At 63.3% G+C, this 22,413-nt stretch carries 26 protein-coding genes and 1 other RNA gene; 10 read left to right on the forward strand and 17 right to left on the reverse strand.

The window, feature by feature from the left end:
- Window positions 1-292, forward strand: a 292-nt coding sequence (locus ABT23_RS09960) for a metallopeptidase TldD-related protein (RefSeq protein ID WP_296634452.1), incomplete at its 5' end; no start/stop codon positions are given.
- A 936-nt stretch (window positions 293-1,228) separates the two neighbouring features.
- Here the strand turns inward: ABT23_RS09960 and ABT23_RS09965 are convergent.
- Window positions 1,229-4,969 (reverse strand): DUF1631 family protein, encoded by a 3,741-nt coding sequence (locus ABT23_RS09965; protein WP_296634455.1) that lies wholly within the window; start codon window positions 4,967-4,969, stop codon window positions 1,229-1,231.
- A 297-nt stretch (window positions 4,970-5,266) separates the two neighbouring features.
- Between ABT23_RS09965 and ABT23_RS09970 the strand changes: the two genes are divergently transcribed.
- The 5 genes from ABT23_RS09970 (at window position 5,267) to recR (ending at window position 9,471) form a co-directional block, all read left to right on the forward strand.
- Complete coding sequence (locus ABT23_RS09970) at window positions 5,267-6,343, forward strand: 3-deoxy-7-phosphoheptulonate synthase (protein ID WP_296634457.1); 1,077 nt, start codon at window positions 5,267-5,269, stop codon at window positions 6,341-6,343.
- A 25-nt stretch (window positions 6,344-6,368) separates the two neighbouring features.
- Window positions 6,369-6,466, forward strand: an RNA gene (ffs, locus tag ABT23_RS09975) — signal recognition particle sRNA small type.
- A 99-nt stretch (window positions 6,467-6,565) separates the two neighbouring features.
- Window positions 6,566-8,341, forward strand: a complete 1,776-nt coding sequence (gene dnaX, locus ABT23_RS09980) for a DNA polymerase III subunit gamma/tau (protein WP_296634460.1) — start codon at window positions 6,566-6,568, stop codon at window positions 8,339-8,341.
- Window positions 8,342-8,535: 194 nt separating this feature from the next.
- Complete coding sequence (locus ABT23_RS09985) at window positions 8,536-8,859, forward strand: YbaB/EbfC family nucleoid-associated protein (RefSeq protein ID WP_296634569.1); 324 nt, start codon at window positions 8,536-8,538, stop codon at window positions 8,857-8,859.
- An 18-nt stretch (window positions 8,860-8,877) separates the two neighbouring features.
- On the forward strand, window positions 8,878-9,471 hold the full coding sequence (recR, locus tag ABT23_RS09990) for a recombination mediator RecR (protein ID WP_296634464.1): 594 nt from the start codon (window positions 8,878-8,880) through the stop codon (window positions 9,469-9,471).
- Window positions 9,472-9,503: 32 nt separating this feature from the next.
- On the opposite strand, the gene ABT23_RS09995 is transcribed toward recR, so the two are convergent.
- Window positions 9,504-10,184, reverse strand: coding sequence for a DUF1345 domain-containing protein (locus ABT23_RS09995; protein ID WP_296634466.1), 681 nt, complete (start codon window positions 10,182-10,184; stop codon window positions 9,504-9,506).
- The gene (locus ABT23_RS10000) at window positions 10,181-10,798 is read right to left on the reverse strand and encodes a DedA family protein (protein ID WP_296634469.1); all 618 of its coding nucleotides are present in this window, start codon (window positions 10,796-10,798) and stop codon (window positions 10,181-10,183) included. The genes ABT23_RS09995 and ABT23_RS10000 overlap by 4 nt, the downstream gene beginning before the upstream one ends.
- A gap of 84 nt (window positions 10,799-10,882) precedes the next feature.
- Here ABT23_RS10000 and purB point away from each other — a divergent pair, with 84 nt between their 5' ends.
- From purB to ABT23_RS10015, 3 genes are all read left to right on the forward strand, one after another.
- A complete protein-coding gene (gene purB, locus ABT23_RS10005) occupies window positions 10,883-12,253 on the forward strand; it encodes an adenylosuccinate lyase (protein ID WP_296634472.1) in 1,371 nt (456 codons plus the stop codon).
- Window positions 12,254-12,292: 39 nt separating this feature from the next.
- Window positions 12,293-12,447: thioredoxin domain-containing protein (locus ABT23_RS10010; RefSeq protein ID WP_296634572.1), on the forward strand; the 155-nt coding region annotated here is incomplete at its 3' end.
- Between the two features lie 167 nt (window positions 12,448-12,614).
- Entirely contained in the window at window positions 12,615-13,052 is a 438-nt protein-coding gene (locus ABT23_RS10015; protein WP_296634575.1) for a tetratricopeptide repeat protein, read from the forward strand.
- 40 nt (window positions 13,053-13,092) lie between these two features.
- On the opposite strand, the gene ABT23_RS10020 is transcribed toward ABT23_RS10015, so the two are convergent.
- The 3 genes from ABT23_RS10020 to ABT23_RS10030 form a co-directional block, all read right to left on the reverse strand.
- Complete coding sequence (locus ABT23_RS10020; protein WP_296634474.1) at window positions 13,093-13,485, reverse strand: c-type cytochrome; 393 nt, start codon at window positions 13,483-13,485, stop codon at window positions 13,093-13,095.
- Between the two features lie 65 nt (window positions 13,486-13,550).
- Window positions 13,551-14,111, reverse strand: a complete 561-nt coding sequence (gene greB, locus ABT23_RS10025; RefSeq protein ID WP_296634477.1) for a transcription elongation factor GreB — start codon at window positions 14,109-14,111, stop codon at window positions 13,551-13,553.
- Between the two features lie 34 nt (window positions 14,112-14,145).
- Window positions 14,146-14,346 (reverse strand): DUF2905 domain-containing protein, encoded by a 201-nt coding sequence (locus tag ABT23_RS10030; protein WP_018508520.1) that lies wholly within the window; start codon window positions 14,344-14,346, stop codon window positions 14,146-14,148.
- A gap of 16 nt (window positions 14,347-14,362) precedes the next feature.
- Between ABT23_RS10030 and ABT23_RS10035 the strand changes: the two genes are divergently transcribed.
- Window positions 14,363-15,091, forward strand: coding sequence for a tRNA threonylcarbamoyladenosine dehydratase (locus ABT23_RS10035; protein WP_296634479.1), 729 nt, complete (start codon window positions 14,363-14,365; stop codon window positions 15,089-15,091).
- A gap of 29 nt (window positions 15,092-15,120) precedes the next feature.
- Here ABT23_RS10035 and ABT23_RS10040 read toward each other — a convergent pair whose 3' ends face one another.
- From ABT23_RS10040 to ABT23_RS10090, 11 genes are all read right to left on the reverse strand, one after another.
- The gene (locus ABT23_RS10040) at window positions 15,121-15,324 is read right to left on the reverse strand and encodes a hypothetical protein (protein WP_296634481.1); all 204 of its coding nucleotides are present in this window, start codon (window positions 15,322-15,324) and stop codon (window positions 15,121-15,123) included.
- Window positions 15,321-15,872: a pyridoxamine 5'-phosphate oxidase family protein gene (locus ABT23_RS10045; protein ID WP_296634484.1), complete on the reverse strand. Its 552-nt coding sequence runs from the start codon at window positions 15,870-15,872 to the stop codon at window positions 15,321-15,323. The genes ABT23_RS10040 and ABT23_RS10045 overlap by 4 nt, the downstream gene beginning before the upstream one ends.
- Window positions 15,872-16,468: an LON peptidase substrate-binding domain-containing protein gene (locus tag ABT23_RS10050; RefSeq protein WP_296634486.1), complete on the reverse strand. Its 597-nt coding sequence runs from the start codon at window positions 16,466-16,468 to the stop codon at window positions 15,872-15,874. Before ABT23_RS10050 ends, ABT23_RS10045 begins: the two co-directional genes overlap by 1 nt.
- Window positions 16,465-17,082 carry a flavin prenyltransferase UbiX gene (locus ABT23_RS10055; RefSeq protein WP_296634489.1) on the reverse strand — a complete coding sequence of 206 codons (618 nt, stop codon included), beginning with the start codon at window positions 17,080-17,082 and terminating at the stop codon, window positions 16,465-16,467. The genes ABT23_RS10050 and ABT23_RS10055 overlap by 4 nt, the downstream gene beginning before the upstream one ends.
- 127 nt (window positions 17,083-17,209) lie before the next feature.
- Complete coding sequence (locus tag ABT23_RS10060; RefSeq protein WP_296634492.1) at window positions 17,210-17,773, reverse strand: Gx transporter family protein; 564 nt, start codon at window positions 17,771-17,773, stop codon at window positions 17,210-17,212.
- Window positions 17,754-18,092 carry a NusG domain II-containing protein gene (locus ABT23_RS10065; RefSeq protein ID WP_296634494.1) on the reverse strand — a complete coding sequence of 113 codons (339 nt, stop codon included), beginning with the start codon at window positions 18,090-18,092 and terminating at the stop codon, window positions 17,754-17,756. The genes ABT23_RS10060 and ABT23_RS10065 overlap by 20 nt, the downstream gene beginning before the upstream one ends.
- A complete protein-coding gene (gene rapZ, locus ABT23_RS10070; RefSeq protein ID WP_296634495.1) occupies window positions 18,092-18,928 on the reverse strand; it encodes an RNase adapter RapZ in 837 nt (278 codons plus the stop codon). Before rapZ ends, ABT23_RS10065 begins: the two co-directional genes overlap by 1 nt.
- On the reverse strand, window positions 18,929-19,882 hold the full coding sequence (hprK, locus tag ABT23_RS10075; RefSeq protein ID WP_296634497.1) for an HPr(Ser) kinase/phosphatase: 954 nt from the start codon (window positions 19,880-19,882) through the stop codon (window positions 18,929-18,931).
- A 16-nt stretch (window positions 19,883-19,898) separates the two neighbouring features.
- Window positions 19,899-20,354, reverse strand: coding sequence for a PTS sugar transporter subunit IIA (locus tag ABT23_RS10080; RefSeq protein ID WP_296634498.1), 456 nt, complete (start codon window positions 20,352-20,354; stop codon window positions 19,899-19,901).
- 92 nt (window positions 20,355-20,446) lie between these two features.
- Complete coding sequence (raiA, locus tag ABT23_RS10085) at window positions 20,447-20,782, reverse strand: ribosome-associated translation inhibitor RaiA (RefSeq protein ID WP_296634500.1); 336 nt, start codon at window positions 20,780-20,782, stop codon at window positions 20,447-20,449.
- Window positions 20,783-20,939: 157 nt separating this feature from the next.
- Window positions 20,940-22,373 (reverse strand): RNA polymerase factor sigma-54, encoded by a 1,434-nt coding sequence (locus ABT23_RS10090; RefSeq protein ID WP_296634501.1) that lies wholly within the window; start codon window positions 22,371-22,373, stop codon window positions 20,940-20,942.
- Window positions 22,374-22,413: the final 40 nt, after the last annotated feature.

A 22,413-nucleotide genomic window follows, 5' to 3' on the forward strand; every position in this document is an offset into this window, starting at 1 on the left:
CCTCTACGCCGTCAACTTCGGCGGCGGCCAGGTCGACATCACCAGCGGCAAATTCGTCTTCTCCGCCGCCGAGGCCTACATGATCGAGGACGGCAAGATCACCTACCCGGTGAAGGGCGCGACGCTGATCGGCAACGGCCCCGACGCGCTGACGCGCGTCTCCATGATCGGCAACGACATGGAGATGGATTCCGGCGTCGGCACCTGCGGCAAGGAAGGGCAGAGCGTGCCGGTGGGCGTGGGGCAGCCGACGCTGCGGATCGATGGGTTGACGGTGGGCGGGACGGCATAACTTTCCCAGTTATGTCGCTTGCTACTATTGCTCGACGACTCTCGAGATTAAGCGCGAATAACCCTGAGAAGGCTGGGCTGCTCACATATCCAATTGGAGCGCTTTATTGTGCTCATGAAGCGCAGCGATGCGGCTTTACAGATCGGATTCAACATCCTAATCGGTGGCGTGCCGAGCTCGATGCGGCACTTTCAGCGGCGCAAGATATAGCGAAGTCACGTAGCCCTTCAAAATCAACATGGACATCTATTGTTCACTTCAATAGTGCTCTAATGCGAATTGACGTTGGCTTTGAACGGCTGATAAAACACATTACAGGCAGCAAGTCTTGCCGGATTGATGTTTTGATTCCTCTGGCTAGGAGACACAGCGTTTCGTCCACCACTCTTCAGCAATGGAGGCGGATCCGGAAATATGAAGTCAATTCGCTCAAACATAGCAGCCCAGACGCGCTCACCAAGGAAAGAATAAGGTTTCCGGAAATGGTCAGGGCTCTTGATGCCCTTGTGAGTTTGCTGGAATCTACGTTGTAAGAATTTATGGTCAGTCATTACCTGCTTGGTTTTGACTTTCCTCCCCTCACAGCCCCGCCGAAAATCGAGCCCGCCGGGCGGATCAGGGGCGAAGGTGTTTGAGTCCCGCCCGCAACAAACCAAATTAAAAACAGCAAGGCGGGGCGAGTTCTTCGCCGCCCGTCCGGCGGGCTCGATTTTCGGGGTTTCGGGGATGTCGGGGTCGCCTTCTTTTGGTTACTTTTCTTGGCGAGACAAGAAAAGGGACTAGCTGCCGGGCTACCCCCGGCCAACGGTCATCGGTTAAGTGAAATCCATCACTACTATTGACTGCCCTTCGACAGGCTCAGGGCGAACGGTGCTGAGGAAGGTGGGGCATGCTTCGGCAAACCTGGCGCGACCGGCGCAGTGCATGGTCGATCTCTCAGGCCAGTGTCTCCAGCGGCCTCGGCTCCCCGATCAAATACCCCTGCACGCAATCCACCCCCATCTCCGCCAGCTTCGCCAACGCCTCCTCGTTCTCGACAAATCCCGCCACCGTCCTGATCCCGAGGAAGCTGCCTGTTTCAAGAATCGAGCGCACCAAGGCCTCGTCGATCATGCTGGTGCCGATTTCGCGCACCAGCGCACGGTCGATCTTCAGGTAATCCAGCTTCATGCTCTTCAGGCTGGTGTAGGAGCTGTTGCCGGCGCCAAACTCGTCGAGGGTGAAGCGGCAGCCGTGGCGCTGCAACTGGCGCATGAACAGCTGGGTCTGGGCGTGGCCTTCGACGGCGTCGGCTTCGCTGATCTCGAAGATGAGCTTGTCGCCGGGGAGGTCACCGCGCGTCAGTTCGGCCTGCAGGTATTTCAGGAACAGCGGATTGGTGACCGATTGTCCGGACAGGTTGATCGACAGGCCGCCGATCCGGGCGAGCGTGTCGCTGTGCGCACGCATCCACTGCAGGACGTGACGCACCACCCAGCGGTCGATTTCGGTGATGCGTTGCAGGCGCTCGGCCACGGCAATCAGGTCGCGCGTGGCGATGTTGCGTTCGCCTTCCGCGGTGGGATGCAGCAGGACTTCGTAATACAGCGGGGTCCGCGCGGCATCGGCCGCGGCGGCCACCGGCTGGCAGTTGAGGCTGAGCTGGTTGCTGGCGAGGATGGCGGTCAGCTCATGAGCCCATTCGGCCAGCGCCAGCACGCCGCTCTCGTCAGCTTCGCTGTCGTACTGGACGACGGATACATCCGATTCGCGCGCGCGCGCGCAGGCGGCATTGGCGTTGTCGTAGTAGATCTCGGGGGTGATGCAGTCGCGCGCCCAGGCCAGGCCGGCCGCAGGCTGTACGCGGTAGCGGGTGCCGTTGATTTCCTGGGGATGGGCGGTCAGGGCGTGCAGCAGGGCTTCGGTTTGCGCCTGGGCCGAAGCCTGGCCGGCTGCCTCGATCCAGAATGCGATGCCGGATTCGCCGGAGCGTGCAAGCAGTGCATTGGGCGGCAACAGCGTGGGCATCATCCGGGCGTAATCGCGCAGGATGGGCGTGCGGATCTCGACGCCGGCGGTTTCGCCCGTGGGTTTGCTGATGTCGAACTGGATCACGCCGATGGCGTAGCCGCTGTCGGCCGCCTGGCTGCGCAGCCAGTTGCGGCGGATGGAGCGGAAGAAGCTCTTCCGATTGGCGAGTCCGGTGGCGGGATCGTGGGATGCTTGCCACAGCAGGTCGCGCTGCATTTTCTGGATCATCGCGCTGTAGGAACGATCCATCAGCGGCAGCTCCAGGTCCTCGGTCCATTGTGCCTCGCCGTCTTCCAGCGACTGCAGCAGATCCTGGCGCTTGAGGTCGAGTTTCTTGATGCCGCGGTAATTGGCGAAGACGTACACCGGCGGCTGGTCGCCGATCCAGATCAGGTTGAGCGGGGCGTCGAGCGACTTGAACTGCAGCCAGTCGCCGACGCGCAGGCGTTCGGCCAGGTTGTCCTGCGCCTCGGAGAGCGGCTCGCTGGCCGCGTCGTCAAGACGGGCGGCGACCGAGGTGCGCTGATGTTGCGATTTGCCTTCGTCGAACAGCGCGGTGGCAAGCTGGTCGACGATGCGGTCCTGCGCGAATTTGTCGGCGCATACCTGGGTCAGGGCCTGGTCGATTTGCTGCAGCAGGGCCTGGATCTGGGCGGTCGTGGGCGGCTCGGTCTGGTCCGTATCCAGCCAGGTGCACAACTGCTGCAACACCTGCCAGGCCTCGCGTGCTTCGTCGCTGTCGACGCCGTGGCGCATCTCGGCGATCAGCAGCACATTGCGCCAGCCGCCGTTCAGCAGTTCGATGACGGCATTCGGCACCGCCCGCTCGTTCTCCAATCGCTTCAGCAGATCGCGCAGGATGCGCTGCTTGACAACCTCGGCGCGCTGGCGGCCCTCGCACATTTCCTGCAGGCGGAACACGCGCGCGGCACGCTCGTGCAGCAGCGGCTTGACCACGCGTTCCAGCTGGGTGCGCGCTTCCTCGAACACCCCCGGATTCTTGTCGGCCTCGGCGTTGATGCGATCGGTCCAACGGCTCATCAGCCGTAGCAGACGCGCATCCGTGATCTTGCCGTCGTCGCCGGCCACCATGCTGATGCGGTCGAGGGTGTTCAGTACCTTGTGTGCGGGGTGGGCAGGCGAGGCGAGGAATTCCGGATCGGCCATCGCCAGCTTGATGAGGCTGGTTTCCAGTTGCTGGAAAAACGGCCGCATGCCTTCGCTGACCGATTTCTCGGCATGCATGGTGTCGAACAGTGCGCCGAACATGTCGACCGAACGCTGCATTTCATGGGTGACGGCCGGCGGCAAGGCACCGGCGGCGGCCAGACGCTGCAGCACCGGGGAGTGGGCGATGCCGGATGTGCCGGGCATCATGGTCTGGCCGGCTGCGCCGCCGCCAGCGCCCGCAGCAGCCGGCATTCCCTGGGGTTGCGGGGCATAACCCGGCATGGCGCCGCCTGCGGCGGGGGCGCCCGTTGCGCCCGTAGCAGGGGCGGCGGGCTGGCCGCGGAAAAAGTCCAGCAGCGAGCCGGCCAGGCGGTTGAGCGTGCCGCGCGGCTGGGCGGGAGGCGACGATGCCTGACCCTCAGGCTGCGCCGGGGGCGATGCGTCGTCGCTAGTCGGGGCGGCGGCATGCTGTGGCGACACGGCAGGTTTATGGCGCTCGACCTCGGCCTGCGAAACGGGCAACAGGGCCAGCAGTTCGGCATACAACGGCGCCAGCAGTTCGGTCAGCACATCGCGCAGCGTGGCGTAGGCGACCTGGCGCGCCTTGGCCAGCACCGGCACGTCTTGCAATGCGCCACGATAGGCATGGCCGATGACCGCCGGACCGAAGGGGTTGTTGTTGTGATCGCAGGCGAAACCGAACAGTTGGCCGATGCGGGGCTCGATGTCCGAAAGCTGTTCGCGGAATTGTTCTTCCAGCTTGTTGGCCTCGCTCGAAGTGGCAAGCCAGTCTTCGAAATCCAGTTCGTCGACCAGCGCCAATCCGCCGTCCGTCGAGTCGCGGGTGGCCTGGGTCTGGACCGGCCGCGCCTGTTTGAGCGCATCGAGTACGCCTTGCACAAATCGGGTCTGCACGGCCGGGCCGTGATTGGCGAATTCATGCACGGCGCTCAGCAGGCCGCTGTGTTCGGCAATGCCGGATGCCTGCACGGCTGCGGCGCTCAGTTTGTCGCCCAGTACACGCATGATCTGGTCGTGCACCTGGAACAGGGTCTCGCTCAGCAGGGTGGTACTGGCTTCGCGCAAATGGGGATGGGCAGCGGAGGTCGGCAGGGCGGCCAGTTTTTGCCGGTGTCCCGCCATGCGCAGCCTTTGCAGCGCACGCAGCGCATCGACGGGTTGCCGGGCGAACGCCACCCCGACCCCGAGCGGACTCAGACGCTTGAGCTGCGCAGGCACCCGGAAGGTCTGGGCCGCACTGAGCGACACAGGGGTGAAGACGATTTCCACCGCAGCATCGGCGCGCTTGGCCAAAGCGGTGATCGCCGCTTCCGGGTTGGTGAACTTGAGAAACAGGCCGCCCTGGCAGAAATCGCGAATCTCGCAGGCGATTTCCGTGTATCCCGGTTGCGTGATAATGGCGGCCTGTGAAACTTGGAAGCGCCGGTCGCGCCGCAATTCCTGGCCGGTATGTTGGTTATCTGTCGCGTTAGCCATCGTTTCCACACTTTCCCTTGATTTTTCCCCACCTGCTCAATACAACGGCCCGGTCGTGCTGTCCAGCTCAGGGCGACGCCGGCCGGGTTGGAAGTCACTTGGCGGACTCCGCCTGATTTTGGTAGACTCCCATGCATGAATTGTGCCGCAAAGTTCTTTTTTAGCCGCTTTTATCCCACGCCGCAGGCGGTCGGGAGGCGCTGAGACGAGCAGCAACGCCTTGACGAAACCGCCAGCCCGCTGGCGGTTTTTTTGTTTAAGCCGCCGCGATCGAAGCACACCAACCGGAGCCTGAACATGTCTGCCACCCGAACCGACGATACCCGCATCGAGCAAAGCGGCGAACTGCTCGCCCCGATGCAGGTCATGCGCGAACTGCGCGCCAACGAAACCGTACTGGCCCATGTGGCCCATGCGCGCAGCGCTATCCACGACGTGCTGCGCGGGGCGGACGACCGCATGTTCATCGTCGTCGGCCCCTGTTCCATCCACGATCCGGCCGCTGCGCTCGATTATGCGCGCAAGCTGAAGCCGCTGGCCGACGAATTGGCGCACGAGCTCATCATCGTGATGCGCGTGTACTTCGAAAAGCCGCGTACCACCGTGGGCTGGAAAGGGCTGATCAACGATCCTCACCTGGACGAGAGTTTCGACATCAACGAAGGCCTGCGCCTGGCGCGGAAACTGCTGCTGGAAGTCAACGAAATCGGCCTGCCGTGCGCGACCGAATTCCTCGACCTGATTTCGCCGCAGTACATCGCCGATCTGGTGAGCTGGGGCGCCATCGGCGCGCGCACCACCGAATCGCAGTCGCATCGCCAGTTGGCGTCCGGCCTGTCGTGTCCGGTCGGCTTCAAGAACGGCACCGACGGCAGCCTGCGCATTGCGGTCGATGCGATCAAGGCGGCGGCAGCACGCCACCATTTCATTTCCATCACCAAGTCGGGTCATGTTGGCGTGTTCAGCACCTCGGGCAACGAGGATACGCACGTGATCCTGCGCGGCGGCAAGACGCCCAATTACGATGCGGCCAGCGTCCATCTGGCGTGCGGCGAGCTGGCGTCGGCGGGCTTGCGCCAGCAGTTGATGATCGATTTCTCGCATGCCAATTCGAGCAAGCAGTTCCAGCGCCAGATGGACGTCGGGGCCGACGTGGCAGCGCAGGTGGCGGGCGGAGACACTCGCATCATCGGCGCGATGATCGAAAGCCACTTGAACGCGGGGCGTCAGGATATGGTCGCCGGCCAGCCGCTGGAATACGCCAAGTCGATCACCGACGCCTGCATCGGCTGGGACGACACCGTTCCGCTGCTGCGGCTGCTGGCCGACGCGGTGAAAAAACGCCGCCTGACCGTGCCGGCGGATGAGGAATAGGCGCGCTTCGGGTTAAAATGCACGCGGCGGGCCTCCCCGCATGGCTAAGTTGTGAATCGGGTCAGGTCCGGAAGGAAGCAGCCACAGCGACCGATGCCAGTGCCGGGGTTCTGGCTCGCCACTTTGAATTCCGTAAGGTGTAAGGGGTGAGGAGTCAGGCGTGAAGATTGCGAAGAACCTTCCTCTCACGCCTCACCCCTTTCTCCTCACGCACCTCTCAATATGACCGACCTTTTCGGCGATTCCGATACCCCCACCGTTGCGCTGGCGCGCAAGTGGCGGCCGCGCGCGTTTGCCGACCTCAAGGGCCAGGAACACGTCGTGCAGGCCCTGTCGAATGCGCTGACGCAAGGCCGGCTGCATCATGCCTACCTGCTGACCGGCACGCGCGGGGTCGGCAAGACCACGCTGGCACGCATCCTCGCCAAATGTCTCAACTGCGAAACGGGCGTCACGGCCACGCCGTGCGGCGTGTGCTCGGCCTGTACGCAGATCGATGCCGGACGCTTCGTCGACCTGCTGGAACTCGATGCGGCGTCGAACACCGGCGTCGACAACATGCGCGAGGTGCTCGACAACGCGCAGTACGCGCCGACGGTGGGGCGCTACAAGGTCTACATCATCGACGAAGTGCACATGCTGTCGAAGCCGGCGTTCAATTCCATGCTGAAGACGCTGGAAGAGCCGCCCGCGCATGTGAAATTCATCCTTGCCACCACCGACCCGCAGAAGATTCCGGTGACGGTATTGAGCCGCTGCCTGCAGTTCAATCTGAAGCCGATGCCGCCCGCGCTGGTGGCGCAGCATCTGGGCGAGGTGCTGGAACAGGAGCAGGTGGCCTGCGAACCGGCTGCGCTGAACCTGCTGGCGCGTGCCGCCGCCGGCAGCATGCGCGATGCCTTGTCGCTCACCGACCAGGCGATCGCCTACGGCGGCGGCAAGGTCGAAGCGGCCGCGGTCGAAGCCATGCTCGGTACGGTGCGGCGCGACTACCTGTTCGACCTGCTGGACGCGCTGGCGGCGCGCAACGGCGATGCGCTGCTGGATCAGGCGCGGCAGCTGGCCGAGCGCGGGATCGCCTTCGACGCCACCTTGCAGGATCTCGGCAATCTGTTGACCCAGTTGGCGTTGCTGCTGCACGCGCCGGGCACGGTGGAAAGCAGTATGGATGCCGAGCGCATGCAGACGTGTGCCGCACAGCTGGACGCCGAAACCGTGCAGCTGTATTACCAGATTGCGTTGAATGGTCGACGCGATCTGCCGTATGCGCCGGACGAGTTTTCCGGATTCTGCATGACGCTGCTGCGCATGCTGGCCTTTGCCCCGGGTTCACGCGATTCCGTACGTGCTGATGTGCATCGTGGGTCGACGCCGGTCAGAACGGCTGCGGCGGAGCGCGTCGTGCCCGCTATGCGTGCCGAGTCTGCGACGCGGGCCGAACCGCCGATGCCCGCCGCCAGACGGGAAGCCGTGCCCGGCGCACCCCCTGCGCCCGCACCGACTGTTGAGCCGATTGTCGACGCTGCACCGCGCGCAACGGTTCCGGTGGTTGCGCCGGTTGAACCGGATGCGCTATCCGCACCCGTATTGACAGCCCGTGAGCCCGAGCCGGGCGATGCCTGGGACTGGCTCGCCGTCGTGGCCGAACTGCGGCTGGGCGGCATGGCCAAGATGCTGGCCGACCACTGTGAATTGGTGGCGCAGAATGGCCATGCGGTGACCTTGCGCGTGGGCGAGTCGCATAAGCATCTGCTCGATCGCACCTATCAGGACAAGCTGGTTTCGGCGTTGAAAGACAAATATGGCGCGGCGCTTCAGATCACATTCGAGATCGGCGCCGCGGCCGAGCAGACCCCGCAGCAGGTGCGTACGCGCATCAAGGAAGCCCGCCAGGCCGAGGCCGTGGCGGCCATCGAATCGGATCCATTCGTGCGCGAACTGGTCGACCAGTTTGGCGGCCAGATCGATGCATCCACCATACAGCCGCTAGTGCCCTGAGCCGGGAATATGTCGAATGGAAATGTCGAGAATCTTCCGCATGCGACGTTGCAAATCCTCGCCAGGTGTCCAACCTGGCTGTGGTTTGCGCCTGGCCTGCGAAAGATTTCGACATTTCCATCGGTCCGGCCAGTGTGCTATGCGAACACTCGATCAACATATTCCCGACTCAGGGCACTAGGAGAATCAACATGATGAAGGGCGGCATCGGCAACATGATGAAGCAGGTCCAGCAGGTGCAGGAAAACATGGCCAAGATGCAGGCCAAGCTGGCCGAAATCGAAATCGAGGGGCAGAGCGGCGCCGGCATGGTCAAGGTGACGATGACCTGCAAATACGACGTGCGCCGCGTCACCATCGATCCCAGCCTGATGGGCGACGACAAGGAAATGCTGGAAGACCTGGTGGCCGCGGCAGTGAACGACGCGGTGCGCAAGGTCGAATCCACGGTACAGGAAAAAATGGGCAGCGTGACCGCCGGCCTGCCGATCCCGCCGGGGATGAAGCTGCCTTTTTGATCGGATAGAAACAACGAGATGCAACCGGCCGCGCTGGAAAACCTGATCATTGCCCTGCGCGTGCTGCCCGGCGTCGGCCCCAAATCGGCGGCACGCATGGCCTACCATCTGCTGCAACGCGATCGGCGCGGCGCCGAGGCGCTGGCCGGCGCGCTCAATCATGCGCTGACGCATCTGCATCATTGCCGGCTGTGCAACAACTTTTCCGAGGCGGAAGTGTGCGAGGTCTGCGCCAGCCCGAACCGCGACAAGCGGCAGCTGGCCGTGGTTGAGATGCCGGCCGATTTCAACATGATGGAAGCCACGCAAAGCTACGGTGGCCTGTATTTCGTGCTGATGGGCCGGCTGTCGCCGCTCGATGGCATCGGCCCGCGCGAGATTCATCTCGACCGCCTGATCAGCCGTGCGCTCGACGGCGTGGTCGAGGAAGTGATCCTGGCGACCAACTTCACCCCGGAGGGAGAGGCCACCGCGCACACCATCGGCGAATTGCTGAAGGCGCGCGGTTTGAAAGTGAGCCGGCTGGCGCGCGGCGTGCCGGTCGGCGGCGAGCTGGAGTACGTCGACAGCGGCACGCTGGCGCAGGCCGTCCGCGATCGGCGAACCGTTTGAGATAGCGCGACCGTCGCGTCGTCTGACCGCGCCTACCCCAGAGCACTGGCGACGAGGTTGATCGTCAGCGCCAGCACCAGCAGATTGAAGCTGAACGACACCAGGCCGTGCACCAGCACCAGCCGGCGCATCTCTGTCGTGGTGATCGCGACGTCGGCCACTTGCGAGGTCATGCCGATGACCGCTGCGAAGTACCCAAAATCGGCGTAGCCGGGCGCCGCACCGGGAAACGCCAGCCCGCCTGTGTCCTTGCCCGCATGCGAGCGGTAGTAGTGGCGCGCGTAACGCAGCGCGAACAGGGTCTGGATCAAGAGCCAGGTCGATGCCAGCGTGCCGAGCGCGAGGACGATGTGCAGTCCGCGCACCATGCCCGTCGAGGTCTTGGCCGCATCGGTGACCAGCAGCACGCCGATCAGGCTGATCCACGACGCCGCGACCAGCGCGATATACAGGGCGGTGGCACCAGGGTCTTCGCTGGTGGCGCGCAGCCGAGTGTGGGCGGTGTCGAGCCGTCCCACGCCCCACCACACCAGCAGCAGATACGCCAGACTGCCGGCCAGCCAGCCGGTCAGCAGCCGCGTTTCCCATACGTCGGCATACGTTGATGCCGCACCCAGAACGCCGAGTGTCAGCGCAAGCGACAACCGGTGCCATGCGCGCAGGCGGGCTACGGGGTGAAGCTCACGGTGCGGATAGGGCAGCAGAAATTTCATGATCGGGTATGACGTGAATGCAGAAAACCGCGCAAGGCCAGCAGGACGGCCACCAGGCCGAGCATAACCCAGTGCTCGACCCGATGCAGCACGGCCAGATGGCTGCTCAACAGGGCGCCGAACACGTAGCCGGCACCCCCTACCAGAGGCGCCCACAGTGTGGCGGACGCAAGGTTGAGCCAGAAAAAGCGCCAGCGTGCCACGTCGCTGAGTCCGACGGCGACGGGTAGGGCGATACGCAACCCCCACATGAATCGCATCACCAGAATGGTGCCGGCCGGGTGTCGCTGGATGAGATCGAGCGCCTGTTCGACCTTGCCGCGCCAGACTGGACGACGCGTCAGCAGCGCTTGCCCGTGGCGGCGCCCGAGCCAGAAAAAGAATTGATCACCCGTCATCGCGCCCACCCCCGCAACGACAGTCAACACGGGAAAATCGAGATAGCCGCGATGTGCCGCATAACCCGCCAGCAGCAGCACGGATTCGCCTTCGAACAGGGCGCCGAGGAATACGGCGGCATAGCCATACTGTGCGATGAGGGCGGCAATATCCATGTACGGATTGTAGAGCGCGCCACGCGGGACAGGATGACGGGTGGAATGCTCGAATGGCATGCGTGCACCCGCTTGATGCCCGTTCTCGTGGATAATTCGGGGTGCACGCGCCCCGAGGCGCCCTGTTAGAACGGAGAAGACAAGATGGAACTCAATGCCCTGACGGCACTTTCGCCACTGGATGGCCGCTATGGCTCGAAAACTGCGCCGTTGCGCGATTTCTTCAGCGAATACGCCCTGATCAAATACCGTGTCATCGTCGAGATCGAATGGCTGAAGGCGCTGGCGGCCGAGCCCGCCATCGTCGAAGTGCCGGCGTTTTCCGACCAGGCCATTGCGTTGCTCGACGGCATCGCCGACACGTTTTCCGTGGCTGACGCCGAGCGCGTCAAGGCGATCGAGGCCACCACCAATCACGACGTCAAGGCAGTGGAGTATTTCCTCAAAGAGAAGACCCGGGCCAGCGCCGAAATCGCCGCGGTATCCGAGTTCATCCACTTCGCCTGCACGTCGGAAGACATCAACAACCTGTCGCATGCCCTGATGCTCAAAGGCGCGCGCGATGGCGTGCTGCAGCCGGCCCTGGAAAAAGTCATCGCGCGCCTGACCGAACTGGCGCACGAACTGGCCGATCTGCCGATGCTGTCGCGTACCCACGGCCAGCCGGCGTCGCCCACCACGGTCGGCAAGGAGCTTGCCAACGTCGTCTATCGCCTGCGCCGCGCCTGGGACGTCATCGGCGCGACCGAACTGCTGGGCAAGATCAATGGCGCGGTCGGTAATTACAATGCGCACCTGTCCGCCTATCCCGAACTCGATTGGGAAAACTTCGCCCGCGAATTCGTGATGTGCCTGGGGCTCACCTTCAACCCCTACACCACCCAGATCGAGCCGCACGACGCCATGGCCGAACTGTACGACGCCATTGCGCGCACCAACACCATCCTCATCGATCTCAACCGCGACATCTGGGGCTATATCTCGGTGGGTTACTTCAAGCAGAAAGTGAAGGCGGGCGAGGTGGGCTCGTCCACCATGCCGCACAAGGTCAACCCTATCGACTTCGAAAACAGCGAAGGCAACCTGGGGCTGGCCAATGCAGTGCTGCGCCACCTCGCAGAAAAACTGCCGGTCTCGCGCTGGCAGCGCGACCTCACCGATTCGACCGTGTTGCGCAACATGGGCGTCGGCTTCGGCTACAGCCTGCTGGCCTACGAATCCTGCCTGCGTGGACTGTCCAAATTGGAGGCCAATCCGGCCGCGCTCGCGGCCGATCTCGACGCCAACTGGGAAGTGCTGGCTGAACCGATCCAGACCGTGATGCGCCGCTATGGCGTGGCCAATCCCTATGAGCAGTTGAAGGAACTGACCCGCGGCAAGGCCGGCATGACGCGTGAGACGCTGCATGCCTTCATCGACGGGCTGACGATTCCTGAGGCCGAGAAGACCCGCTTGAAATCGATGACGCCGGCGTCATATAACGGGTTGGCGGCCGAGCTGGCCAGACAGATTTAGGCTCGGCTGATCCTCGTCACGGATTCACGCGGAGGTTCCATGTCCGAACATGCTCTCGACGTCGGCCTCGCCGACTTTTCGCAACGCGTCCTCGAAGAATCGAAGCATCGCCCGGTGGTGGTCGATTTCTGGGCACCCTGGTGCGGCCCGTGCAAGCAGCTGAAGCCCATCCTGGAAAAACTCGCGGCCGAATANNGTCAAGGCCTTCGTCGATGGCGAACCGGTCGACGAGTTTTCCGGTGCGTTGCCTGAAGGCGAGGTACGGGCCTTTCTCGACCGGCTCGTTCCCGGCCCGGCGGACGAACTGCGTCGCCAGGCGGCTGACGCCCGCCGGGCGGGCGATGCACCCGGCGCGCTGCAATTGCTGGCCGATGCCTCGAGAATCGATCCCGCCCATCTCGGTGTCCGGCTCGACGCAGCGGAAATCATGCTCGACCTGAACGAGGCCGAGGAGGCCCGTCGCCTGATCGGAAGCGTGCCGGATGACGCCGATCCGCGCGTGCCAGCCTTGAAGGCGCGCCTGCAATTCATGGGTGTGGCCGGCGAAGACGAAGCAGCCTTGCGCTCGCGGGTGGCAGCGAACGAAAATGATCTGGAGGCGCGGCTACGGCTTGCCAACCTGCTGGTTGCGGCCGGACAGTACGAAGCGGGGATGGATCAGCTGCTGGAAATCGTCCGTCGTGATCGCGGCTTCGAGGACGATGTCGGCCGCAAGACCTTGCTGTCGGTCTTCAACTTGCTGGGCGGCGACGAACTGGTGAGTCGTTACCGGCGCCTGCTGGCCAGCGCGCTGAACTGACAGTTCCCTGTTTGCGCGGGCGTGGAGGCCGGCAAGTGCGTTATTCCCCCGCGTAAACCGATGCCGCCGCGAGTTCGGCATCACTCAGGCCCGCTACCGCTTTCGCCATGGCAGCCGGTTGTGCGCCTTGGGCCTTGCCGGCGCGATAGTCCAGCAGTTTCTGATACATCGCGGCGCGTGTCATGCCTTTGAGCACGGGGTTCGTCGCGACGCCCTGCCCGAGGTCACCATGGCAGCTCGCACACTTTGCCATGTAGACGTCGAGTCCGTAAGGCCGGGTATCGTGCGGTAGCGCTGCCAGGATATCGGCAGGTCCCGGGGCGGTCGACACGGGAGCGGCGGCACGTTCAGTGCCGGAGGGCGCGTCCTTGCCGCAGGCGACAAGTGCGGTGGACAGGAAGAGGCTGGCGGCAAGCGAGGCTGGTTTCATCATGGCGTCAAGAAATCGATAAGGGACAGAGGTGCCGGCCAGGCACAGGCGGCGGTGGTTATGGTGGATCAATCGATGGCCTGGTAGCGAACCGCGACGATGTCGACTTCGCGCCGTCCTTCGGGCGTCTGGACGCTGACGGTGTCGCCTTCGCGCGCTTTCAGGAGTGCGCGCGCCATCGGCGAGATCCAGGCGATGCGACCCCGCCCGACATCGGCTTCGTCGATGCCGACGATGGCGAAGGTGGATTCGCTGCCGTCTTCATCCGCGATCGTGACGGTGGCGCCGAAGAACACCTGGTCGGTGTCCTCGCGGGTGGCCGGGTCGACGACATCGGCGTGCTCCAGACGCTTGGATAAAAAACGGATGCGTCGATCGACTTCGCGCAGACGCTTCTTACCGTAGATGTAGTCGCCGTTCTCGGAGCGGTCGCCGTTGCTGGCCGCCCACGAGATGGTTTCCACCAGTTTGGGGCGTTCGACTTTCCATAGCTGGTTGAATTCGGCATCGAGCTGCGCGTAGCCCGCGGGCGTCATGTAGTTCTTCGACCCGGCGGGAAGCGCAGGCGCATCGATCTCGTCCTCATCCGCATCCGGTGCGTCGGTTTCCTTGACGAATGCCTTGTTCATTTTGGGTCAAGCATCCTGTGGGCGGGCGCCTTGTTCATCGGCCGAACAGATGGACGAGCAGCGAGAGTGCCAGCGACATGAGAATGACACTGGCGAAGGGGAAGTAGAATACGCCTCGTTTATGCCGGATCTGAACGTCGCCGGGCAGCCTGCCCAGGCCCAGCCGATTGAGCCAGGGTGTGAGCAGACCCAACACCAACAACGCCAGAACGAGTGTGACCAGCCATTTCATCATGAGGGGATTCTAGCCGATGGACGCAAGCCTGCCGCAATTCGAACGCACACGGATTCTGCTCGATGCCGGCGAGCAGGCGCGACTTGCGCAGGCGCACGTGCTGGTGGCAGGCCTGGGTGGCGTCGGTTCGTATTGCGCCGAGGCGCTGGCGCGCGCCGGGGTGGGGCGGTTGACGCTGATCGACCACGATGTGGTCGCCGTGTCGAACATCAACCGCCAACTGCCTGCCTTGCTGTCCACCGTAGGGCAGCCGAAAGCCGAATTGATGGCAGCGCGTATCCGCGACATCAACCCGACGTGCGAACTGACCGTGATTCGCGAATTCCTCATCCCTGAAACCGTGGCCGATATGGTGCCTGCCGACGTCGATTTCGTTATCGATTGCATCGATTCGCTCAATTGCAAGGTTGCGCTGGTTGCCAGCAGCGTCGAGCGCGGCCTCAAGGTTGCTTCCAGCATGGGAGCCGGCAACAAGCTCGATCCCACCCGGATAAAAATTGCCGACATTTCGAAAACCAGCATGTGCCCGCTCGCCTCGGTGATGCGCAAGCGGCTCAGGAAACGCGGCATTCCAAAAGGCGTGCTCACCGTGTTTTCCGACGAGGCGGGGCGGCCGCCCTTGCCACCGCAGCCGGTCGAGGGCCGCGGCCGCGACCGTGCGGTCAACGGCACTATCAGCTACATGCCGCCGTTGTTCGGACTGATGCTGGCTGGCGCGGTGGTGCAGTGCTTGATCGAATCCTGATGTGGCTGTAGCCGCCCGGTTGCACGGCCTTATTGCTGCGTCGCGTTGTCGATCTGCTTGCGTTGCGCATCGGCGGCGTCCATGACCTGAGCTTCCACGGCCTGGGCTTTTCTGACGGACTGGATCTGTGTGTCGAAGACCGGGTTGGGCTTGTCTTCGGTTTTGGGTTGTGGAGGCGGCGCTGGATTGCAGGCGGACAGGAGCAGTACAAGCGGGATCAGGTGTCCTTTCATTTCGCATCCTCCAATAATCCGGTGGGTAGACCGTCGATGCTGATCTGGTTTTTTTCGCGCCAGTAATCGAGCAGGCCGACCGGTCCTTTTTTCTCGGCCCAGCGCGCCAGGGTGTCGCGTTCACCCGCATAGGTGTAGCGCGGCACGGCGTAACCGCACGAGGTCTGCACCGATTCGACGTCGAGCACGATGATCTGGCGTTCGCCGGGAAGAGCAGGGAAATGGCGGCGGATTTCGCCCCACTCCGGATCCTGCCGGCGCACGGCGCGGCCGCGTCCGTACAGGCGCAGGATCAATGGATCGGCATCGAAGCTGCACCACATCAGTGTCATGCGGCCATCGTGGGCCAGGTGGGCCGCGGTTTCATTGCCGCTGCCGGTGAGGTCGAGGTAGGCGACGCGGGCGTCGGACAATACGCGCAGGCTGTCCATGCCCTTGGGCGACAGGTTGAGACGGCTCGTGGCGGTGCCGGTGGCAGTAAAAAACATCTGCTGCGCGGCGATGAAGGCGCGGTGTTTTTCTTCGAGGGCGGGATAGAAGCGCGCCATCAGTTGATCTGCCGCTTGAGGAATTCGGTGAGGATGCGCATGCGCGTCACGCTGTCGTTCATTTCCAGCAGATTCTGCTTGACGCTGAGCTTCAGCGGCAGCACTTCGGACAGCCGGTAGCTGACCCACACGGCATCGTCGAATGCATGCGGGGCCGGGAAGTGCGCGTGACCGTACTCGCTGATGATGTGGCGCAGGATTTCCACGGCCAGTTCGAGTTCGTGAGGGATCGCGCTGGCCGGTTCGGCACTGACTTCGTCAACCGTTCCGATCAGCAGTCCGCTGGGTTCGACCTGGGTATGGCGGATGACGAACCGTGTGTCGGCCTGGGTGTCGATGTGCAGGATGCCGGTTTCGGGCATGTCCCAATCGGTGATGCGGACTCGCGTGCCAATCGAATAGGGCACGGCGGGCGTGCCGGTCTCCTTGCCTTCCCGGATAGCGCAGATGCCGAACGGGCTGTCGTCGGCGATCGCCTGCTTCACCATGTCGATGTAGCGCTGTTCGAAAATCCGCAACGGCATCCGGCCGCCGGGAAACACCACGGTGTTCAGTGGAAACAGCGGCAGGCTGGTCAGTTTTGCGGCGGCGTTCACCGGCTGTCGCCCCAGCGTGCCATGAGTTCATGTTGGACGCCGAGTTGGTCGAGAATTCGCGCGACGACGAAATCGACGATGTCGGCGACCGACTGCGGCTGATGATAAAAGCCGGGATTGGCCGGCAGGATGACTGCGTTCATCCGCGACAGCGTCAGCATGTTCTCCAGGTGCAGGGTGGAAAACGGCGCTTCGCGAGGCACGAGGATGAGCTTACGCTGCTCTTTCAGCATCACGTCGGCGGCGCGTTCGATCAGGTTGTCGGACAAGCCGTGGGCGATGGCGGCGAGCGTGCCCATCGAACACGGGCAGACCACCATCGCATCGGCCGGATTGGATCCGGATGCGACCGGCGCATTCCAGTCCTCGCGCCCGAACACGCGCAGCTGGTCGTCGCGTGTGTTCAGGCCTTCCGACAACTGCCGTTCGAGATCGCTGGCGCGTGCAGGCAGCGCCACGCCGAGTTCCTGCTTGGCGACGATGTGCGCCGCCTGCGACACCAGCAGATAGACCTGCAGGTCGGCGGCCAGCAGACATTCGAGCAGACGCAGGCCGTAGGCCATGCCGGAGGCGCCGGAGAGCGCAAGGGTAACGGTATTCAGGGTAGGGTGCATGGCGCGGATTGTCGCCCGGATGCCGCCAATAATCCACTATGCGACAACGATTTGCACTCGATCGGTGCACGAAGTTGCCCGCAGGGCGGGGGGTGTCGGCTCTCGGACATCGTCCGCACAGCTCGGCTTATCCCTTGCGAGTGCCTGCCAGAATATCGGGTGACATGCCTGGTTCCGGTGTCGTGGTGGCAAGCATGCGCATTACGATCAGCCCGTTAACCGTGCCGAAAACCAGCGCAGCGGTGGCGAACACGGGCAGCAGCTTGATCAGCGCAGCGGCCGGCAACAACCAGATGCCCACCAGTGCGAGCTGTCCGCCGATGTGGCCGAATGCCGCCAGCACCGACAGGCTGACTGGACTGAAATGGCGGCTGGGCAGGTAACGCGCCAGCGCCAGCACCGACAGGCTGACGAGTGCGCCGGCGGCCGACAGCCAGAAACCGGGTGCGAACAGGCTGCCCAGCAGCAGGCCGCCGGCCAGGACGCGCAGACCCGACACCCAGGCGGCCGCACGCCAGCCGTATTGCAGCAGCACCAGCAGGATGACGATGTTGGCCAGTCCCGGTTTCACGCCGGGCACCGGGCTCGGCAGTGCGGCCTCCGCGAGCGTGAGGCCGATCGCCAGCGCCGCCAGCCGCGCGATGCGGCGGTCGTCCGCATGGACCGGCAGTTCAATAACCGAGTGTGTCATAGGCCGTGGTCCGGCCGCGGATTTCGAGCGCCTGTCCGGATTGCGTCAGCCAGCCTTGCTTGACGCATAGCTGGCGCGGCGACGGATCGCGCGCAATGCGCGCGCGGCCGGGTTCGATCTCGATATGCGTCGTGCCGAGCGGTCCGGCGACGGCAAAGGTCCGGGCTTGTGCGAGTGAAGCGGTTTCCACCACCTGGCCGGCAGCGCGGATGACGACCGTGTCGCCGCGGTCGCCACCCCAGGCCCATATCGTCAACGCGACGACGAGGCTGCCGCTTGTCAGCAGCACGCCCAGATCGCCGGCGCGCAGGGTCGTCATCAGCTGAGTTCGCGGTGCCGCACCAGCACCTGCTCGCGTTCGCGGAAGGCGGCGGCCAGCGTTTCCGCAAAATACACGCTGCGGTGCTGACCGCCGGTGCAGCCGATGGCGACCGTCAGATAGGCACGGTGGTCGCGAATGAAACACGGCAGCCAGTTCTCCACGAAGCCGCGGATATCGGCCAGCAGCGCCATGGCGTTGGGGCTGTCTTCGAGAAAGTCTTTCACTGGCTGGTCGCGCCCGGTGAGGGGGCGCAATTCGGCCACGTAGTGCGGATTGGGCAGGCAGCGCACGTCGAACACCAGGTCGGCATCGAGCGGAATGCCGTGCTTGAAGCCGAAGGACTCGAACAGCAGTGTGATGCGCGAACGATCCTGCCCGACCAGATCCTTGATCCACAGGCGCAAGGCGGAGGCGGAGAGATCGCTGGTGTCGATGCGGTGCGCCAGCGGCGCGATGTCGGCCAGCATCTCGCGTTCGAGCTGGATGGCTTCCTGCAGCGAAACCGTATCGCTGGAGAGCGGGTGGCGCCGCCGCGTTTCGGAAAAGCGCTGGACCAGCGTCAGGGTCTTCGCCTCGAGAAAGATGACTCGCAGGTCGGCACCCTGATTGCGTAGCGCATCCGCAATCGGCGGCAGCTGCGTAAAACTCGCGCTGCTGCGGGCGTCGATGGCGATGGCGATGCGGTCGTGCCCTTCGCGCTGCAGATAACCGACCAGGGGCTGCAGCATGGCCAGGGGAAGATTGTCGACGCAGTAATAGCCGACGTCCTCCAGTACCGCGATCGCGATGCTTTTTCCCGAGCCCGATAATCCCGATACCAGTACGACTTGCATTCAATCGTCTCCGTCGATGGCGGCCTGCTGGCGCTTGATGAACTGTTCGACCGGATTGATTCCACGGCTCTTGAGGATGTGGTTGCGCACGGCCACCTCGACCAGTACCGCAAGGTTGCGGCCGGCTGCGACCGGAATGCGCACCTTGGGAATGGCGACGCCGAGGATGTTTTCAGTCGAGGCGACCATGTCGAGCCGGTTGAGCCCGACTTCGCCGATTTCCTGAGGATGGACCAGTTCGACGATCAGTCTGAGGTTCTTTTGCAACTTGACCGCCGTCTCGCCGAACAGGAAACGGATGTTGAGAATGCCGAGGCCGCGTACTTCGAGGAAATCACGAATCAACGCGGGGCAGTTGCCTTCGAGGGTTTCCGGTGCGACATGCTTGAGTTCGACGACGTCGTCGGCCACCAGCCGGTGGCCGCGTGTGACCAGCTCCAGCGCCAGCTCGCTTTTGCCGACGCCGGCATCGCCCTTGATGAGGACGCCCATGCCCAGCACTTCGAGAAACACACCGTGCTGCGAGGTCGTTTCGGCCAGGCTTTGCGTCAGGTAATGGCCCAGATAGGACATCAGGATCGGGCTGGCCAGCGTCGATGAGAACAAGGGCGTGCCGGTGCGTTCGGCGGTCTCGCGCAGGACCGGCGGGACGGCCTCGCCATTGGAGATGACGATGGCTGCGAGTTCGTTCGAAAACAGGTGGTCGATCGCTTCCTGCAGACTGGGTTCGGACAAACCGCGCAGATAGTCCATTTCGGCGCAGCCCAGGACTTGTACCCGGTTGGGGTGGACGAAATTCAGATGGCCGATGAGCGCCAGGGTTGGTTTCTGAATGGTCTCGGAGGATAGGGTGCGATCGCCGCCGGTGCGTCCGGCTACCCATTGCAGGCCGAGCTGTTCCGCCAGATCGCGGAACAGGGTTTCAACCGAAACGTGGCTTAGTTCGCCATCCATGCGCCGGCCTGCGCACTCAGCTTGACCATGACTCGAGCCGTCCCATCAAATCGGACGGGGTGGCGGCATCCAGCATCTGTGCGCGCATGGTTTCGTCGCCGAACAGTTGCGCAAGCTCGCCCAGAATCTGCAGATGCCGTTCGTTGGCGTCCTTGGGAACCAGCAAGATGAAGCACAGCGTCACCGGCTGGTTGTCCGGCGCATCGAATTCGAGCGGGCTCTTCAGGCGATAGAATGCGCCGCACGCTTCCTTCAGTCCCTTGATGCGCCCGTGCGGGATGGCGATCCCATGACCGAGCGCGGTCGAGCCCAGGCGTTCGCGTTCGAACAGGCTGGTGAAGATGTCGGAGGCTTTGAGACCGCGGGTCTGAGCGAACAGGTCGGCTGCATGTTCGAACAGTTTTTTCTTGCTGGTGAAGCTGATATCCAGCAAGGTGGTGTCGGGGGTGATAAGGGGGGCGATTAGGTTCATGCCTTTGCACAGCCGGGGAAAGAGGTTGTCCGGCATCTGCAGATTATACGCCCGAAGGCTGTTTGAGGCCTCCGGGCAGGGGGATTACGACGTCAGGCCGGGCTTTCGGTCGGTTGATGCTTCAGTCCGCCACCGCCTTGATGGACGTCCGAGGTTTTTTCCTTGTGCTTCACGATCTGGCGATCCAGTTTGTCCGCCAGAAGGTCGATTGCGGCGTACATGTTGCCGTCCTCGCTGTGGGCATGGAAATCATGGCCTTTCACATGCAGCGTGGCTTCCACCTTGTGCACCAGTTTTTCCACCTGCACGATGACCGTCACGTTGATAACGTGGTCGAAATGGCGTTTGACGCGGTCGAGTTTCTCGGAAACGTAGTCGCGGATGGCTGGGGTCACTTCCAGATGATGACCGGAAATCGTCAAATTCATAGAGCCTCCTAAGTCTGCTGAACATAACTGGAAGCCGGCATGCTACCGACCTTCCAGGAGCGATCTGTTGTGCTCGATTTCATTGTGGGACGAAAGCCCGGCACATTCAAGCATGGCACGGATTGTTAGGCGGACTGTGCAGGAAAAGCCTTTGCGATCAAAGTGCGCGGCGCATGTTGGCGGGTGGGATTTGCAGCGATTCGCGATACTTGGCGACCGTGCGGCGGGCTACCACGATACCCTGCTGGCCCAGAACTTCCGCCAATTGGCCATCCGACAGCGGTTTCTTGGCGCTTTCGGCAGCAACCAGCTGCTTGATAAGGGCACGAATGGCGGTCGAGGAACAGGCGCCGCCGCTGTCGGTCGAGACGTGGCTGCCGAAGAAATACTTCAGCTCGTACAAGCCGCGCGGCGTCATCATGTATTTTTGCGTAGTCACGCGCGAAATGGTCGATTCGTGCAGCTCCACTGCATCGGCGATTTCGCGCAGTACCAACGGGCGCATCGCCACCTCGCCATGTTCGAAGAATTGCTTCTGGCGGTCGACGATGGCCTGCGAGACGCGCAGGATGGTGTCGAAACGTTGCTGCACGTTCTTGATCAGCCAGCGTGCTTCCTGCAGCTGGCTGGCGAGCTGGCTGCCGCCGCTTTCGCGGTGGCGTGCCAGGATGTCGGCATAGACGCGGTTGACGCGCAGCTTGGGCATGGCGTCGGCGTTGAGGCTGGCGATCCACATGCCCTTGACCTTGCGCACGTAGACGTCGGGAATCACGTAGTGCGTGTCGTCGGCGCCGAAAGCGGCGCCCGGGCGCGGGTTCAGGGACAGGATCAGGGCACGTGCGGCGCGCAGCGTGGCGTCGTCGATGCCGAGCATTTTCTTCAGCTTGCCGACATCGCGTGCGGCGAGCAGGTCCAGATAATGCGCGGTGAGCCGCATGGCGGCGTCGCGCGCGGGCGTGTCCGGCGGCAGGGCGCGCAGTTGCAGGGTCAGGCATTCGGCCAGGTTGCGTGCGCCGACGCCGGTTGGGTCCATGTTCTGCAGGTGCTTGAGCGCGGTTTCGAGTTCCTCGGGTTCGAGCTCCTCGAGTTCGGCCTGGAGGCTCGCGGTGATGTCTTCCAGCGGCTGGGTCAGGAAACCCGAATCGTCCAGGTCGTCGATCAGCGCGGCGACCAGGGTGCGGTCGCGCAGGGTGAGCGGACTGACGATCAACTGGTTCAGCAGATGCTCGCGCAAGGTCGCGCCCGATATCGAACCCTGGGTGTAATCGTTGTCCTCGTCGTCGCCGCTGGCCACGCTGTAGTCGTTCCAGTCGGAGTCATCCAGTGCGGTGACAGGTTCCGAGTCGGTATGGTCGGGCAATGCCGTTTCTGTGCTTTGCGCCTCGGCCTCGGCTGTATGTGCGGGCGCCTCCGCTGTCGCATAGCTGGCTTCGTCTTCCTCCTCGCGTTCCAGCAGGGGATTGTCCTGCAGCATCTGCTCCAGTTCCTGATTCAGTTCCAGCGTCGACAGCTGCAGCAGTCGAATCGACTGTTGCAGTTGGGGCGTCAGCGTGAGGTGTTGACCGAGCTTGAGTTGAAGGCTGTGTTTCATGAATCTTGACTACGGCAAAAAGCGTGCCGGCTTGAGACCA

The organism is Thiobacillus sp. SCN 63-57 (genome assembly GCF_001725555.1).
Lineage (GTDB): Bacteria > Pseudomonadota > Gammaproteobacteria > Burkholderiales > Thiobacillaceae > Thiobacillus.